General features: G+C 68.1%; 16 protein-coding genes, 1 tRNA gene and 1 other RNA gene. 8 read left to right on the forward strand and 10 right to left on the reverse strand.

Going from position 1 to position 15,493, the window contains the following annotated elements:
- The first annotated feature begins 10 nt into the window (after positions 1–10).
- The 4 genes from L2Y94_RS14165 to L2Y94_RS14180 are packed head-to-tail and all read left to right on the forward strand — an operon-like array spanning position 11 to position 4,535.
- Positions 11–952 (forward strand): AAA family ATPase, encoded by a 942-nt coding sequence (locus L2Y94_RS14165; protein WP_247367665.1) that lies wholly within the window; start codon positions 11–13, stop codon positions 950–952.
- Positions 952–1,908 (forward strand): DUF58 domain-containing protein, encoded by a 957-nt coding sequence (locus L2Y94_RS14170; protein WP_247367667.1) that lies wholly within the window; start codon positions 952–954, stop codon positions 1,906–1,908. Before L2Y94_RS14165 ends, L2Y94_RS14170 begins: the two co-directional genes overlap by 1 nt.
- Positions 1,905–3,896 (forward strand): transglutaminase TgpA family protein, encoded by a 1,992-nt coding sequence (locus L2Y94_RS14175; protein WP_247367669.1) that lies wholly within the window; start codon positions 1,905–1,907, stop codon positions 3,894–3,896. Before L2Y94_RS14170 ends, L2Y94_RS14175 begins: the two co-directional genes overlap by 4 nt.
- 42 nt (positions 3,897–3,938) lie before the next feature.
- Positions 3,939–4,535 carry a Slp family lipoprotein gene (locus L2Y94_RS14180; protein ID WP_247367670.1) on the forward strand — a complete coding sequence of 199 codons (597 nt, stop codon included), beginning with the start codon at positions 3,939–3,941 and terminating at the stop codon, positions 4,533–4,535.
- Positions 4,536–4,619: 84 nt separating this feature from the next.
- On the opposite strand, the gene L2Y94_RS14185 is transcribed toward L2Y94_RS14180, so the two are convergent.
- Positions 4,620–5,651: an SDR family oxidoreductase gene (locus L2Y94_RS14185; RefSeq protein WP_247367672.1), complete on the reverse strand. Its 1,032-nt coding sequence runs from the start codon at positions 5,649–5,651 to the stop codon at positions 4,620–4,622.
- 95 nt (positions 5,652–5,746) lie between these two features.
- Here L2Y94_RS14185 and L2Y94_RS14190 point away from each other — a divergent pair, with 95 nt between their 5' ends.
- Positions 5,747–6,652, forward strand: a complete 906-nt coding sequence (locus L2Y94_RS14190) for an AraC family transcriptional regulator (protein ID WP_247367674.1) — start codon at positions 5,747–5,749, stop codon at positions 6,650–6,652.
- Between the two features lie 160 nt (positions 6,653–6,812).
- Here L2Y94_RS14190 and L2Y94_RS14195 read toward each other — a convergent pair whose 3' ends face one another.
- From L2Y94_RS14195 to L2Y94_RS14230, 8 genes are all read right to left on the reverse strand, one after another.
- Positions 6,813–7,157, reverse strand: a complete 345-nt coding sequence (locus L2Y94_RS14195; protein ID WP_144910321.1) for a histidine triad nucleotide-binding protein — start codon at positions 7,155–7,157, stop codon at positions 6,813–6,815.
- Positions 7,158–7,165: 8 nt separating this feature from the next.
- Positions 7,166–7,771: a recombination mediator RecR gene (gene recR, locus L2Y94_RS14200; RefSeq protein WP_247367676.1), complete on the reverse strand. Its 606-nt coding sequence runs from the start codon at positions 7,769–7,771 to the stop codon at positions 7,166–7,168.
- Positions 7,772–7,778: 7 nt separating this feature from the next.
- Positions 7,779–8,102: a YbaB/EbfC family nucleoid-associated protein gene (locus tag L2Y94_RS14205; RefSeq protein ID WP_144910317.1), complete on the reverse strand. Its 324-nt coding sequence runs from the start codon at positions 8,100–8,102 to the stop codon at positions 7,779–7,781.
- 3 nt (positions 8,103–8,105) lie between these two features.
- A complete protein-coding gene (gene dnaX, locus L2Y94_RS14210; protein WP_247367678.1) occupies positions 8,106–9,764 on the reverse strand; it encodes a DNA polymerase III subunit gamma/tau in 1,659 nt (552 codons plus the stop codon).
- Between the two features lie 77 nt (positions 9,765–9,841).
- An RNA gene (gene ffs, locus L2Y94_RS14215) (signal recognition particle sRNA small type) lies at positions 9,842–9,938 on the reverse strand.
- Between the two features lie 275 nt (positions 9,939–10,213).
- Positions 10,214–10,304, reverse strand: a tRNA-Ser gene (locus L2Y94_RS14220).
- A gap of 109 nt (positions 10,305–10,413) precedes the next feature.
- Positions 10,414–11,172, reverse strand: a complete 759-nt coding sequence (locus tag L2Y94_RS14225) for an MBL fold metallo-hydrolase (RefSeq protein WP_247367683.1) — start codon at positions 11,170–11,172, stop codon at positions 10,414–10,416.
- Positions 11,169–11,894, reverse strand: a complete 726-nt coding sequence (locus L2Y94_RS14230; RefSeq protein WP_247367686.1) for a 3-deoxy-D-manno-octulosonic acid kinase — start codon at positions 11,892–11,894, stop codon at positions 11,169–11,171. Before L2Y94_RS14230 ends, L2Y94_RS14225 begins: the two co-directional genes overlap by 4 nt.
- Positions 11,895–11,940: 46 nt before the next feature.
- Between L2Y94_RS14230 and L2Y94_RS14235 the strand changes: the two genes are divergently transcribed.
- A complete protein-coding gene (locus tag L2Y94_RS14235) occupies positions 11,941–13,020 on the forward strand; it encodes a glycosyltransferase family 9 protein (protein WP_247367689.1) in 1,080 nt (359 codons plus the stop codon).
- A 107-nt stretch (positions 13,021–13,127) separates the two neighbouring features.
- On the opposite strand, the gene L2Y94_RS14240 is transcribed toward L2Y94_RS14235, so the two are convergent.
- Complete coding sequence (locus tag L2Y94_RS14240) at positions 13,128–13,526, reverse strand: DUF6165 family protein (protein ID WP_247367692.1); 399 nt, start codon at positions 13,524–13,526, stop codon at positions 13,128–13,130.
- Between the two features lie 96 nt (positions 13,527–13,622).
- On the opposite strand from L2Y94_RS14240, the gene L2Y94_RS14245 reads away from it, so the two are divergent.
- A complete protein-coding gene (locus L2Y94_RS14245; RefSeq protein WP_247367693.1) occupies positions 13,623–14,729 on the forward strand; it encodes an FAD-dependent oxidoreductase in 1,107 nt (368 codons plus the stop codon).
- 18 nt (positions 14,730–14,747) lie between these two features.
- Positions 14,748–15,398 (forward strand): LuxR C-terminal-related transcriptional regulator, encoded by a 651-nt coding sequence (locus L2Y94_RS14250; RefSeq protein WP_247367695.1) that lies wholly within the window; start codon positions 14,748–14,750, stop codon positions 15,396–15,398.
- Positions 15,399–15,493 lie beyond the last annotated feature (95 nt).

The raw sequence follows: 15,493 nt of genomic DNA on the forward strand, positions 1-15,493 counted from the left end.
CGTTTGAATCATGTCAGCGACCACTCCGCTCAACGATGAAATGCTCCGGCACCGCCTCGACGCCGCCCTCACGCAGGTCAACGGCGTGTTGCTCGGCAAGCCGCGCCAGGTGAAGTTGGCCTTCACCTGCCTCGTGGCCGGTGGACACCTGCTGCTGGAAGACGTGCCCGGCGTGGGAAAGACCACGCTGGCGCATGCCCTCGCCGCCACCTTCGACCTGGACTTCCAACGTATCCAGTTCACCAGCGACCTGCTTCCGTCGGACATTATCGGGGTGAGCGTCTACGAGCGCGAGACGGGCGAGTTCCGTTTCCATCCGGGGCCCATCTTCACCCGCCTGCTGCTCGCCGACGAAATCAACCGCGCCACGCCCAAGTCGCAGAGCGCGCTGCTGGAAGCCATGGCCGAAGGCCAGGCCACGGTGGACGGCACCACCCACGTGCTGCCCCGCCCGTTCTTCGTGGTGGCCACGCAGAATCCGCTCGATCTGGCCGGCACGTTTCCGCTGCCCGATTCGCAGCTGGACCGCTTCATGCTCCGGCTCAGCCTGGATTATCCGGATCCCGCCGCCGAACGCGCCCTGCTCACCGGGGAAAGCCGCCGCGACATGATGGAACACCTCGCGCCGCGCCTGGACGTCGCCGCCATCGGGCAATTGCATGCCGCGGCGCAGGCCGTGACGGCCAGCGGCAGCCTGCTCGATTACCTGCAGGCCCTGCTCACCGCGAGTCGCCGGCATAACGACCTGCGCGTCGGGCTCTCGCCACGCGCCGGTCTCGCCCTGCTCGCCGCCGCGCGCGCATGGGCCCTCCTGAGCGGGCGCGCGTACGTGATTCCCGAAGACGTACAGGCCGTGTTCGTGCCCACGGCGGCTCATCGGCTCGTGCCGGGACGCGGCGGTCACCGCGAAGCGATCGCCCGCGCCATCCTCGCCGATACCGCGGTGCCCTGATGGCCTCGCGCGGGGCCAGGCTGCTCGCATGGGCGGAGCGCCGCCTTCCCTCGCTTACCCGCCTGCGGCCCCGCGAGCCGCTGCCGATCGTGCTCCACCGGCGACGCATCTACATCCTTCCGACCGGGTTCGGCCTGGGACTGTCGATCCTGCTCGTCGTCATGCTCGTCGGTGCGCTCAACTATTCGAACAACGCCGCGCTGGGGCTCACCTGCCTGCTCGGCGCCGCCGCCGTCGGCAGCATGCTCGTGGCCTTCCGCACGCTCAACGGCCTCGTCATCGGCGGCCTGCGCTCCGACACCGCGCGGGCGGGCGAACAGGTGCGCGTCTCGCTCGACGTTTCCGGGCCACGCTACGCGCGGACGGCCATACGGCTGGATGCCGACGCACGCGAGCAGGTCTTCGGCGTCCAGCCGGGCACGCCGTCGACCGTCGAGTTCCATCTCGATGCCGCGCATCGCGGCTGGCTCGACTTGCCGCGCATGCGTCTGCACAGCCGCTGGCCGATGGGGCTGTTTCGCGTATGGAGCTGGCTTCATCCCGACGGCAAGGTGCTGGTCTATCCGCGCATCGAAGCCTTCGGCCCACCGCCCCTGGTACCGGATGGCGACGCCGATCGCGGCAGGCCGCGCGCGGGCGACGAGCTGGCCTCGCTGCGCGACTACCGGCCGGGCGATCCGCGCCGGCAGATCGCGTGGAAACTCAGTGCGCGCCATGACGGACTGCTCGTGAAGGATCTCGAACAACCCGCACCCCAGGAAGACTGGCGGCTGGATTGGGACGCGATCCATGGGCTCGACGACGAAACGCGCATTTCCCGCCTGGCCCGCTGGGTGGACGAAGCCCATGAAGGCGGCAGGCGTTGGAGCTTGCGCCTGCCCGACGGGTATTTCGACATCGCCCAGGGCGACGAGCATTACCACCGCTGCATGACCGCCCTCGCGCTGCGCCCATGACCGGCTTTCGTCCCTCCCTCCGCAAACGCGTTTCGACGGGTCTTCCGTTGGGCCGTCGCGCGTTCGACCTGCTCACGCTCACCATGGGCTTCGTGGTGCTGGTGCATGCCCTGCATTTGCCATGGTGGCTCACGGCGGCGCTGGCCGCGGTGGCGGGCGGACGCTGGTGGCATCGCCGTCACGGCGGGCGCAAGGTGGCCGCACTGATCCGACTGCCGCTGCTCGCCCTATTGCTCGCTGCCGTGATCCTGCGCTACGGCACGATGTTCGGGCGCGAACCGGGCAGCGCCTTCGCCGTCGGCCTGCTCGTGCTCAAGCTGCTGGAAACCGACGAGGCACGCGATGCCCGCGTCGGCGTGGCCTTCGCCTGTTTCGCCTTGATGAGTGCGCTGCTCTTCGACCAGAGTCTCGTCGCCAGCATCTTCGTCAGCCTGGGATTGCTCCCGGCCCTGACCACCCTGTGCGCCGTCGAAGACCCCGACGCCGAGCAGCGCCGCTGGTCGATGCAGTGGAAGCCCGTGCTGCTGGCGCTGCTGGCGTCGGTACCGCTGTCGGTGTTCGCCTTTCTCTTCATACCCCGCCTCTCCAGTCCCCTCTGGGGCACGCCCGACAGCGGACAGGCCGCGACGGGCCTTTCGCCGCAGCTCTCGCCGGGCGGCATGCTCGACCTCATGACCGACGACACGCCGGCCATGCGGGTCACGTTCGACGGGCCGCCCCCGCCCAACAGCCTCCGCTACTTCCGCGCCTACGTCATGCAGCTGTTCGACGGCACCGCGTGGACCCCCGGCTCGCACAGCACGCGCCGCCCGCCGTCCGACGTGCAATACGCGCAGCGCATCGGCTACCACGCATCGATCGAACCCACCCACGACCGCATCGTGCCGATGCTCGACCTGCCGACCACCGCGCCGCAGGACACCACGCTTCGTCCCGACCGCACGGTGCAGGCCAACCGTCGCATCGACGATACGGTGAACTTCACCGCGTTCGCGGCCACGCGCTACCGCCTCGAACCCACGCTGGACGACGGCGTACGGCACGACAACCTGCAACTGCCCATGGGCGTCGGCCCGCGCGCCCGCGCGCTGGCCCAATCATGGGCGCAGCGCTACGGCGACGACCATGCGGCGATCGTCCGCGCGGCGCTGGCGATGTTCCATGCCGATTTCTCCTACACCCTCGCCCCCGAACCGCTCGATCGCGACCGCATCGACGATTTCCTTTTCCAGACGAAGCAGGGCTACTGCGAGCACTTCGCGTCCAGCTTCACCTTCCTCATGCGCGCCGCCGGCTTGCCCGCCCGCGTCGTGACCGGCTATCAGGGCGGCTACTGGAACGGCGGTGCCCACTACCTGCTCGTACGGCGCTCCGATGCCCACGCATGGTCGGAGGTGTGGCTCGAAGGCCAGGGATGGGTTCGCTTCGATCCGACGGCCGCCGTGCGCCCCGAGCGGGTGGAACTCGGTGCGGCCGCCGCCGCGGAAGCCAGCGGCGGCGAAGGCTGGCTGGGACCGGCCTGGTTGCGCGAGCTGCGCAACCGCTGGGATGTGGTCAACCAATGGTGGAGCCGCGGCGTTATCGGCTTCGACAGCTTGCGTCAGCAGGGCTTGCTCCGTCCGTTCGGAGTGGACCACGCCGACGTCACCGACCTGGCCGTGGTACTGGCCGTCGGTTGCTCGCTGCTGGTGGCGATCGCCTTGGGCTGGGCGGTGTTCCAGCGGCGTGAAGGCGACGCGCTGGATGCGTGGATGCGACGTCTGGAGCGCAAGCTCTCACGGGCCGGCGTCGTCCGTCGAACCGGTGAGGGACCGAAGCATTTCCTTGCCCGTGCGGCCCGTGCCATGCCGGCGCAGCGAAATGCACTGGAAAGGTTGAGTGAGCTTTACTTGCGATCGCGCTACGCCCATGACGAACCACCGCCTGAATCAATCAGTGAATTCGGTCGGGCCGTGAGGGAATTAACGGCGCGCCGCGTGGTCAAATAGCGCATGGCGCCGGTTGTGCCCGGTGCCCCTGGGAGAAGTGACATGTCCATGTACAAACCGCTGGCCATCGTCGCCGCGACTCTGGCACTTGGCGCGTGCGCCACCGTGCCGCAGCCGCTGCAGGGTCAGTTCAACGACGTATCCACGGCCGGTGCCCAACAGGGCGGAGCCCCCGGCGCGAAGGTGCGCTGGGGTGGCGAAATCATCAAGACCGAACCGGGTCCGCAGCAGACCTGCTTCTTCGTCCTGTCCGAACCGTTGGACAGCGAGGCCCGTCCCACGGCGAGCAAGCAGGAAAGCCAGGGCCGCTTCGTGGCCTGTCGCGACGGCTTCTACGATCCCGAGGTGTTCACCCGGGGTCGCGAGATCACCGTCACCGGCACGCTGCACGGCGCGGTCTCGCAGAAGGTCGGCGATTTCGACTACGCCTACCCGCGCGTCGAGGCCGACGTGGTCTACCTGTGGCCGAAGCGCGTTCCGGTGAACCGCTACCCGCCTGGCTTCTACGACCCGTTCTGGGGTCCGGGCTGGGGCGGCGGCTGGGGCCCGTACGGCTACGGCCCGTGGGGCGATCCGTTCTGGTACCGCCCGCGCACCATCATCGTGCCGCGTACGGTACCGGTGAGGCCGCACAAGTAAGCGCAACGAAAAAGCCGGCGAAAGCCGGCTTTTTTTCGCCGCCCTGCCGAAGGGGTGGGAGCGGGCCTCGGCGATGACGCGCAGCTATCGTTTGACGATGCCGAGCCTGACCAGGCTCTCTGCCGTCGCGACGATGGCCTCTTCCGGCGAACGCGGCGACCATCCGAGCAGGCGCATGGCCTTCCCGCCCGTGGCACTCATGTCCACGCCGAGCATCGGCACCAGGCCCTTCAGCCGTGGATTCCTTCGCGACGCGAGGCGCACGAACCAGTTCGGCAGAACCCGCGTCGTCGCATGCTTGCCGATCGTCCCCATGCGTCGACGCAGGACCTTCGCGACGTCGGCCAGCCACATGCCCTCGCCGGACGTCGCGAGAAAGCGCTCGCCGTTGGCCGCCGGATGGGTCATCGCACGCAGGTGCAGGTCAGCCACGTCGCGTACGTCGACGAAGCACGAATGGATCTTCGGACAACCCGTCCAGTTGCCCAGCAGGTTCTCCACGATCTTGATGGAGTGCGAGTAATCCGGACCCAGCGCGGGGCCGAGGACGGCCACCGGGTTCACCGCGGACAGCTCGAGACCCTTCCCTTCGCGGGCGATGAAATCCCACGCCGCCTTTTCAGAAAGGGTCTTCGACTTCTGGTAAGGCGCGACGTTACCGGTCAGGTCGCTCCAATCCGTTTCGTCGAACGGCCGCCGATGGCTCGCGGCGTGCCCGACGCCGATCGCACCGAAGGCAGAGGTCAAGACCACGCGTTTGACCCCGGCGTCACGCGCCGCACGGAGCACTCGCAGGTTCCCGTCGACGGCGGGCCGAATCCAATCTTCCTCGCTCGCGTAATGGCCGGACGGCGTCGGCGACGCACCGTGCATCACGTAAGTGCATCCGGCGACGGCTCGGTCCCAACCCTCGTCGGCACCCAGGTCGGCGATGACGAACGACAGGCGATCGCCCGCCTCCACGCCCCCCGCCTTTAGGTAACGGCGGACCTCCATCTCGCGCGATGCGGTGCGGATCTTGGTCCGAACGCGGTATCCGCCGTTCAACAATGCCAGCATGCAATGCTGCGCGATAAAGCCGGTACCACCGGTCACCAATACCAATGCGTCGTTCATGGGAGCTCAGCCGCTTCAAGTTGCGGGAAGATTAGGCCCGGCACCCCGGACTGTTAATACTTGATCGTGCGATTTACTTGCGCGAGAGTACGAACATGAGCCTCGATCCTTTCTCGGACATCCTCCGTCTCACCCAAGCCGAATCCCTGGTGACGGGTGGCTTCCGCGCTGGCGGCGAGTGGGCCATCCGCTTCCCGGCGCCGGACAAGATCAAGTTCTTCGCCGTGGTCGAGGGTGCATGCTGGGTCGACATCGACGGCGAGGCCGAGCCGGTGTACTTCGATACCGGCGACGTCGGGTTACTGAGCGCGAAGCGCTCGTTCGTGCTGTCCAGCCGTCCCGGCATCGCGCCGCTGGATGCGATGAGCGTGTTTTCCGGGGGAACGGCCGTGCTCGGCGACGGCAACGATTTCGCCCACATCGGCGGACACGTGCTGCTCGATCCGACCAGTGGACGGCTCCTCGCCGACGTGCTGCCACCGTGGATCCACGTTCCGGCGGCGTCGCCGCACGCCACGGCGTTCCGCTGGCTGCTCGAGCGGCTCGTGGAAGAACGCGCGGGCGATGAGCCCGGCACGCAGCTCGCATCGGCGCAACTGGGCCAGCTTCTCTTCATCGAGATCCTGCGCGCCCACCTGAAGACGACCGAGGCCATGCCCGCCAGCTGGCTGCGCCTGCTGGGCGATGCGCGACTCGCGCCCGCATTGCGATTGATGCATGGCGATCCGGCGCGCGCATGGCACCTGGAGGAACTCGCCAGGGCCTGCGCCATGTCGCGAACGACCTTCGCGTTCCACTTCAGGACGATCGCCGGCGTTGCACCGCTGACCTATCTCACCGAATGGCGGATGCGGCTTGCCGAGCGGGCGTTGCGGGATGAGAGCACGCCGGTCTCCGTCATCGCGCAGTCGCTGGGGTATACGTCGGAGAGCGCGTTCAGTAACGCGTTCAAGCGGGCGAGTGGGCAGTCGCCGAGGGTGTATCGGGTCTCCCGAAGCTAGCCCGTCGTTCCTGCGTACGCGGTTGCCGGTTCCGCGAATTCAGCCATGCGTTTTTTTGCACGACCCAGAAGCCGATGAGGCGTTGGGGCAACGCCCAATGCATGGCGCTGCGCTCCTGCGTTCGCAGGAGCAGCGTGAGGGTTTCAGTCCGCCTGTCCTATCAGCCCGGCGGCCAATGCATCTGGCGACCGGCCAGCAGGTGCACGTGGATGTGGAACACCGTCTGCCCGCCATGGGTGTTGGTGTTGACCACGGTGCGATAGCCGTCCTTCGCGAAACCCTGCGCACGCGCATAAGCCGCCGCCGCCAGCAACAGCTTGCCGAGCAACGCCGCGTCGCCCGGCACCGCGTCGTCCAGCGTGGCGATGGCGCGCTTGGGAATGAACAGCACGTGCACCGGCGCCTGCGGATTCAGGTCACGAAAACCGAGCACGTCGTCGTCCTCGAAGACGATGTCGGCGGGGATCTCGCGGCGGACGATCTTGGCGAAGATGGTGTCGGTCATGGAATTCCTCAGGAGCCTAGCGACTGCCGGCTGCCGAACGCATGCGCCAGCGTTCCGCGGTCGACGAATTCGAGTTCACCGCCCAGGGGGACGCCGTGGGCGAGGCGGGTGGCACGAATGCCCGCCGCCTTGGCGAGCTGGCCGAGATAATGCGCGGTGGCTTCGCCTTCCACCGTGGGATTGGTGGCGATGATCATTTCCTCCACTTCGCCCTCGCCCAGGCGTTCGGCCAGCAGCGGCAGGCCGAGCTCGTCCGGGCCAAGCCCGTCGAGCGGCGAAAGACGACCGAGCAGCACGAAGTAATGGCCGCGGTAGCCCGTCGCCTGTTCGATGGCGGCCAGATCCGACGGCGATTCCACCACGCAAAGCACGTGCCGGTCGCGGCCGGTGCTGGCGCATAGCGTGCACACGGGCGTTTCGCTGAAATTGCGGCAGCGCGTGCAGTTGCCGACGTCGCGCATGGCCGACTCCAGCGCGGCGGCCAGGCGCACGCCGCCCTGCCGCTCGCGTTCGAGCAGGTGGAAGGCCATGCGCTGGGCGCTCTTCGCCCCGACGCCAGGCAGGCAGCGCAAGGCGTCGATCAGTTCGCCGAGCAGGCGTGAACCGTGGCTCATCGGCGAATCAGAACGGCATCTTGAAGCCGGGCGGCAGGTTCAGCCCGGAGGTGACGCCGCCCAGGCGAGTGCGGCTGAGTTCGGCGATCTTGTTCACGGCGTCGTTGATCGCGGCGGCGACGAGGTCTTCGGCCATTTCCGGATCGTCGGCGAAGGTCTGGCGATCGATGTGTACGCCGCGCACCTCGTGGCCGCCGGTCATCGTCACGGTGACCAGGCCGCCACCGGCGCTGCCGGTGATCTCGGTCTTCGCCAGTTCTTCCTGCGCGCGCTTCATTTCGTCCTGCATGCGCTGGGCCTGCTGCATGAGCTGACCGATTTGACCTTTCATTGCTTACTGCTCCACGGGTTTGATCGATTGCGGGATGACGCGCGCGTCGAAGTCGCGCTTGAGCGCCTGGACGAGCGGATCGGTCTCCATCGAGGCTTCGGCGTTGGCCTGCGCATCGCTGGCCGCCTGCGCCCGGCGCTCGGCGGGCGTGCCGAGGCTGCCGCCCGCGTTGCCGGCTTCGGCCACGAAACGGAAACGCACGCGACGGCCGAGCGCCTGCGAGACTTTTTCTTCCATCTGGCTGGTGAGCGGCTCCACCGCCAGGTGCATGTGCTGGGGCTGCAGCGCGAGCACCATGGCCTCGCCGTCCACGCCTCGCAACGACGAGTTCTGCGCCAGCTGGCCGATGGGACCGCGCAGGTTCGCGCGTTCCACGATGTCGTGCCAGTCCGGCAGGCCGTTCGCGTCGGTGGCGATCGGACGCGGTGCGCTCGGTGCGGGTGCGGGTGCGGGCGCGGGTGCAGGTGCGGCGATCGGCGGCGCGCCGCGCGGCGCCGGCGACGATACGCTGGGCGACGGCGCGACGCGGGCGGCCACCGGGGCGGCGGCTCGCGCGGGCGGCGCGGAGGCGGCCTGTCCCGGCTCCGACGGACGGAACGCGAACATGCGCAGCAGCACCATCTCGAAGCCGATGCGCGCGTCGGGTGCCATCGGCAGTTCGCGGCGGCCGGCCGTGGCGATCTGGTAGTAGAGCTGCACGTCTTCGGGGGCCATGCGCTCGGCGATGTCGGCCAGGCCGGCGTCGCTTTCCTCGCCGCGATAGCCGGGCACGAGCTGAAGCAACTGCACGCGATGCAGCACGGTGGCGAGGTCGTCCAGCACGCCGCCGAAGTCGGGCGAGAACGAGGCGATGCGGTCGGATTCGGCCATCAGGGCGGCGCCGTCCCCGCTGGCCAACGCACCGAGCACGCCGAGCACCTGGCCACGTTCCACGCTGCCGAGCATGGCGCGCACGTCGGCGGCGCGCAGGCTGCCGCCGCCATAGGCGATGGCCTGGTCGAGCAACGACAGACCGTCGCGCAGCGACCCGTCGGCCGCGTGGGACAGTTCGCCGACGGCCTCGTCCTCGAACTCGATGGCCTCGGCCCCGAGGATGTGGCGCATCTGCCCGGAGATCTGTTCCGGCAGCAGGCGTTTGAGGTTGAACTTGAGGCAGCGCGACAGCACGGTGACCGGCAGCTTCTGCGGGTCGGTGGTGGCGAGCAGGAACTTGACGTGCGGCGGCGGCTCCTCGAGCGTCTTCAGCAGCGCGTTGAACGCCGGCTTGGACAGCATGTGCACCTCGTCGACGAGGTACACCTTGAAACGGCCGCGCGAGGGGGCGTACTGGGCGTTTTCGATCACCTCGCGAACGTCGTCGACGCCGGTGTTGCTGGCCGCGTCGATCTCGAGCAGGTCGACGAAGCGCCCCGCGTCCACCGCCGTGCAGACGGCGCACTCACCGCAGGGATCGGCCGATTCGCCGCGTTCGCAGTTGAGCGACTTGGCGAAGATGCGCGCGATGGTGGTCTTGCCCACGCCACGCGTGCCCGTGAAGAGGTAGGCATGGTGCATGCGGCCCGAATCCAGCGCATTGGTGAGCGCCCGGACGACATGTTCCTGTCCCACGAGTTCGGCGAACTTGCGCGGGCGCCACTTGCGTGCGAGTACCTGATAGGACATGCGGGCTACCTTGGGACGACAGTCGATTGTGCCAAGGTCGGGGGGCGGGCGAAAGCTCGACCCGTGAAAGGCGATGACCCTGCCAGCCACACCCCGGCACCCGAATCGTCCGCTACCGTTGCTTCCTTCCGGACCTGGCGGGATTTACGGACTATCGTCGCGGGGGGACCGACAGGGCCACCATAAAGATAGTTTTCTACTGCTCGCTGCGCATCGCTGGGCCTGGCTCGCTTCGCTTTGCCAGAAACAGGTTACTTCGACCCTGAGCGCCGGGCGGGATTGCTCGGGCTGTCCTGCCCTCGCCCCTCCGCTTCGCTCCGGGGTCAGCCTTCGGCTGACCGAATTCGTTCCAGACGAATTCGTCGAACCCGCGCGGGTTCAAATCCCGCCCCCACGCCCCGTCTCCGTTCATCGAAGTCACAGCACATGGGTTACCTCAGTCTTTACCGTGGCGGAGAGGGCGGGATTCGAACCCGCGATACGCTATTAACGTATACACACTTTCCAGGCGTGCTCCTTAAACCACTCGGACACCTCTCCACACCGGTACAGCTTCTTCCTCACCGGGCATCCGTCCCGACAAAGAAGCGGAAGGATAACGGGAGCGTTGCGGCGACACAAGCTCCCATTCGCCGCTACGATCGGCGAATCAGCCCGCCGTAGGCCTCACGGGATGCGGATCCGGCAGGAGGACGCGGTCGCCCGGACGGGCGATGCGGTACCCCCGCGACACCAGCGTCTCACCCTCGGCGACACTGCCGTAATGGTAGAGCGTCATGCGCTCGCGAACCTCGGCGGGGTATTCCCGCTCCAGGTCGTCCACGCCCGTGTGCGACGGATTGCCCACCACACCGCAATCGTGGGCCACCCGTTCGCCCTGCGCGGCATGGATCGCCAACGCCTCGGGCACGGGCCGCGTGTCGCCGGTAAAGACGAAGCTGCCGCGCAAGGCCACGCCGAACGACGTGCCCTGCACGTGGTGCCGGGTGGGAAACACGTCGAACCAGAGGCCTTCGTGCCAGAAACCCCGGGTGCACGGCACGAGCCGGAACGCCTCCCAGTAATTCACGCCACCCTCGGCCAGCGCGCCGGGATAGTCGGCCACCCTGCCCTGCAACCAGGGCAGCAACGCCGCATGCAGATAGACCTTCGTGCGGCCGCGCAGGGCTTCGTCGAACCACAGGCGAAAGAACAGGCGCTCCATGCCCGCCACGTGGTCCATGTGCGTGTGGGTGACGTAGAGCGCGGACGGCACCTCACCATAGGCCGCGAGGTAACGATCGAGCGTGTCCGGGCCGCAATCGACGAGCAGCGAGGGCCGTCCGTCGCGCTCGAGCACCACGGCCGACGAGCCCAGCTCCACCGCATGGGCGGCCCCGGTGCCGAGGAAGTTGAGTTGCCAGCTCATCGCGCGTAGCTCCGCTCATAGGCGGCCAGCAGCGTCGGCCACAGCACGGCGTCGAAGGTATCGCCGCCCTCGCGCACGCCCACCTTCACCAGCGAGCGCTTCAAGCGCGCGAGGTTGGCCTTGCGCCAGCCCGCCGAGGGCGAACGCAGCCGACCCTTGTCGAAATCGATGAGGTGCAGACCGTCGCCGTTGACCAGGATGTTGTGCGCGTTGAGGTCGGCGTGCCAGGCCCCTTCGCGGTGGAATCGGGCTACCAGTTCGCCCACCCGCCCGGCCAGGGCCTCGTTGAAGGCGGCGTCGCCCACGCGCTCGGCCAAGGTCACGGCATCGGGAATGCGCAAGGTGACCAGGTCGGCGGAATAACGCAGCCCGCTACGCACGTAACGCGCCGCGAGGGGCGGTGCCACGGGCAGGCCACGGCGCTGCAGTTCCATCAGCAGGCGAAACTCGCGCTGGCTCCGCGTGCGCGCCTTGCCGGTGAAGAGGTAGCGGTCGCCCAACAGGGCGGCGACCATCCCGCCCCGCCGGTAATGGCGCAGCACGGCCTCGCCGGCCGGCGTGTCGATGAGGGACACGCCGCCCCGCCCGCCCGCCTGCGAACGCAGCAGGCCGCGGTCCTCCCAGTACCCGGGCGAGAACCAGTCGTGGTCGACTTGAGCTGTACGGGCCGCGTCGAACAGAATCGTTCCGTCCGCGGCCTCGGTGACGCGATGGTCTGTCATTGTCGGGCCGCCCACGTTGGCAGCCTCCCGTTCCGGTAATCCGATCTTGCCCAGTCTATCAAGCCATCCGCTCCCGTCGGGAGATTCGAGCCTGTGCATCCTGCGCACCTCGGCCATCGGCGACGTCACCCACGTGGTGCCCCTGGTCCGCACGCTCCAGACGGAGGCGCCGGCCACCCGCCTGACCTGGATCGTAGGCAAGCTGGAGCGCCGCCTGGTCGGCGACCTTCCCGGCGTGGAATTCGTCACCTTCGACAAGGGCAAGGGGCGGCAGGGCCTGCGCGACGTGCGCGAGGCACTGGCCGGCCGCCGCTTCGACGCGCTCCTGCACATGCAGGTGGCCCTGCGCTCCAACCTGCTCAGCCTGGCCGTGAAGGCCGACAGGCGCATCGGCTACGACAAGGCGCGCTCGAAAGACCTGCACGGCCTGTTCGTCAACGAACGCATCCCCGCCCGCAGCGGCGACCACGTGCTCGATGCCATGGCGAGCTTCATCGAGCCTCTGGGCCTGCGGCAGAAGGAGGTCCGCTGGGATATCCCCGTATCGGCCGACGACCGGGCCTGGGCTGCGGAACAACTCCCCGGTGACGCGCCCACCCTGCTGGTCAGTCCGATGTCCAGCCACGCGGTGCGCAACTGGCGCGTGGAGCGCTACGCCGCACTGATCGACCATGCGATGGCCCGCGGCATGCGCGTGGCGCTGGTCGGCGGTCCTTCCGAGGGCGAACGGGCGCTCGCCGACGCCATCCTGGCCCGGGTGGAACGGGCACCGCTCGACCTGACCGGGAAAGACACCCTCAAGCGTTTCATGGCGCTGCTCGCCCGCACGGCGATGATCCTGACGCCGGACTCCGGGCCGATGCACATGGCCAACGCGGCCGGCGTGAAGGTGTTGGGGCTACACGCGGCGAGCAATCCCCATCGCTCGGGGCCTTACTCCGACCGGCGCTGGTGCGTCGACAAGTACGATGCCGCGTCGCGGAAGTATCTGGGCAAGCCCGCATCGGAAATCCCGTGGGGCACCAAGATCGAGAAGCCGGGGGTGATGGACCTGGTCGAGGTCGGGGAGATGGTGGAACGGTTCGAGGCGTGCGCTTCGTTCCTGAAGTTGCCGCTCGGAATCTAGCTTCCGGTTACGCCGCTTCGGCGGCTATCGCGGACAGGGTCCGCTCCCACCCTTCGGTAGCAGGCTGTCCTGCCGAGGGGTGGGAGCCGACCCTCCGCGATCCGGCGTCACTTCGCGCGGTAATCCTGATACGACTTCTCTTCCACCAGCGTCGAACCCAGCTTCAGGTTGATCTCGCGCTTGATCGCCGCGCGTTCGTCGTTCTCGATGTACACCGACCGGGCGAGCCGGATGAACTCGTCGTCGAACGCCTGGGCCTTTTCCTTCAGGCGGATGTCGTCCTCGATTTTCCAAAGCCGCTGGTTCACCGCGAGCAGGCGGTTCGTCTCGTCGGCGATGTCGGTCTGCGATGCCGCGTCGTTCTTCCACGTGGCGTCGAGCAGTTCGAGTTCGTTGCGGACGTTGGCCAGCTTCGCGTCGTCCTTGATCTCCTGGAGCTTGATCTGAAGGATGGTCATCTTGTCGATCAGCTCGCCGTACGAGACGGGGGTCTGGATCAGGCTCATGAGGGATCTCCACGCGGTCGGGAGCGGGAGGTTAGCAGTTTTCGTCACGGCCGATCGCGCTAAGCTCCGCACGTCGCCCGCAACGGAGCCCCCGCCATGAGCCCTCCTTCGGTCCTGATCGCCGGCGCCGGTCCCACCGGCCTCGCCGCCGCCCTCCTGCTCTCGGTGCGCGGCATACGCGTACGCATCGTCGACGAACGAAGCGAACCCGCGCCGCATTCGCGCGCCCTGGCGGTAAACCCGCGGACGCTCGAACTGCTCGAAGCCACCGGCGTCAGCGAACGCATGGTCGCGGAGGGGCGTCGCGCGCGCGGCGTCATCTTCCACGAAGGCGGCAAGCCGCTCGCCCGCATCGAGGCGGAACGCATCCATCCACGCTACGGTCTCACGGTGCTTTCGCAAGTCCGCAGCGAGGCGTTGCTCACCGACGCCCTGGCCGAGCGCGGCATTGCCGTGGAACGCGGCCGCAAGGCGAAGCTGCTGGCGCAGGACCCGGACGCGGCACGCGTCTGCCTCGACGACGACGGCGTGGGCGTGGGTTCCTTCGATGTCGTCTTCGCCGCCGACGGCGCGCACAGCGCGTTTCGCGACGCGCTGGACATCGAATTTCCCGGCGAGGCCTACCCGGAAACCTGGCCGTTGTTCGACCTGCCGATGGATACGCCGCTCGATGTCGACCACGCGCACGTGATGCTCTTCCCCGACGGCATGATCTTCCTGCTCGCCTTCGACCCCACGCATTGGCGGATCATCTCGAACCTGCCCGATCCGCTTTCGCGTCTGCCTCCGGGCACGGCGGTGGGCGAACCGACCTGGACATCGTCGTTCCGCGTTGCCCATCGCGTCGCCGAACGCTGCGCGGTGGGCCGGGTGGCCCTCGGCGGCGACGCCGCTCACATCCACTCGCCCGTCGGCGCGCGCGGCCTGAACCTGGGCGTGGAGGATGCCTCGGCCTTTGCCATGTACCTGGCGGCGCAAGCCGACGATCCCATCGGCGCCCTCGCCCGCTACCAGCGGGAGCGCCATCCCGTGCATGAAGCGGTGGTGCGACGCATCCGGATGGTCACGTCGCTGGCCCGGGGCGGCAACGCGGCGCTGCGCGGCCTGCGACGCGCCATCCTGCCCACGGCCGCGCACCTGCCCGTACTGCGCCGGTTCGCCTTGCGCACCGTCATGGGCCTGGATCATCCACCGCCACATTGACCCGCTAGAATCGACGGCATGGCCCTCACCCTGCTCATCGCCGACGACCACCCGATGTTCCGCGGCGCGCTGCTGCTCGCCCTGGCCGACCTGCTACGTGACGGTCGCGCACTGGAAGCGGGCAGCCACAGCGCGATGGAGGCCGTGCTCGCCGAGTGCGAGAGCGTCGATCTCGTCCTCCTCGACCTGACCATGCCGGGCGCGATGGGTTTTTCGTCGCTGTTGTGGCTACGCGGCGAACATCCGGACATTCCCGTGCTGGTGGTGTCATCCAACGATCATCCGCGCAACGTCCGGCGCGCCCAGCAATTCGGCGCGGCGGGATTCGTTTCCAAGTCCACGCCGGCCGACGTGCTTCGCGACGCGGTGACCGCGGTGATGCGCGGCGACACGGCCTTCGTCGGCGCGCGCGCCGAGCGAAGCGACGACGATGCGCGCCTCGCCGCCAGGCTGTCGAGCCTCACGCCCCAGCAGTTCCGCGTACTGATGCTGATGGCGGAAGGCCTGCTCAACAAGCAGATCGCCGCGGAGCTGGGGCTGGCCGAGAACACGGTGAAGATCCACGTTACCGCCGTGCTGCAGAAGCTCGATTGCCGTTCGCGCACGCAGGCGGCCGTGCTGGTGAAGTCGCTGGATCTCGACGAGGGCGTGGACGGCTCGCACCTTTGATTCGCCGATGCGATCGGCTCCCACTCCTTCGGTAGCAGTCCTTCGCAAGCCATCTACCGGAGGAGTGGGAGCCGATCGTATCGGCGAATCCTACG

The sequence above is a fragment of the Luteibacter aegosomatis genome, from assembly GCF_023078455.1.
Taxonomy (GTDB): Bacteria; Pseudomonadota; Gammaproteobacteria; order Xanthomonadales; family Rhodanobacteraceae; genus Luteibacter; species Luteibacter aegosomatis.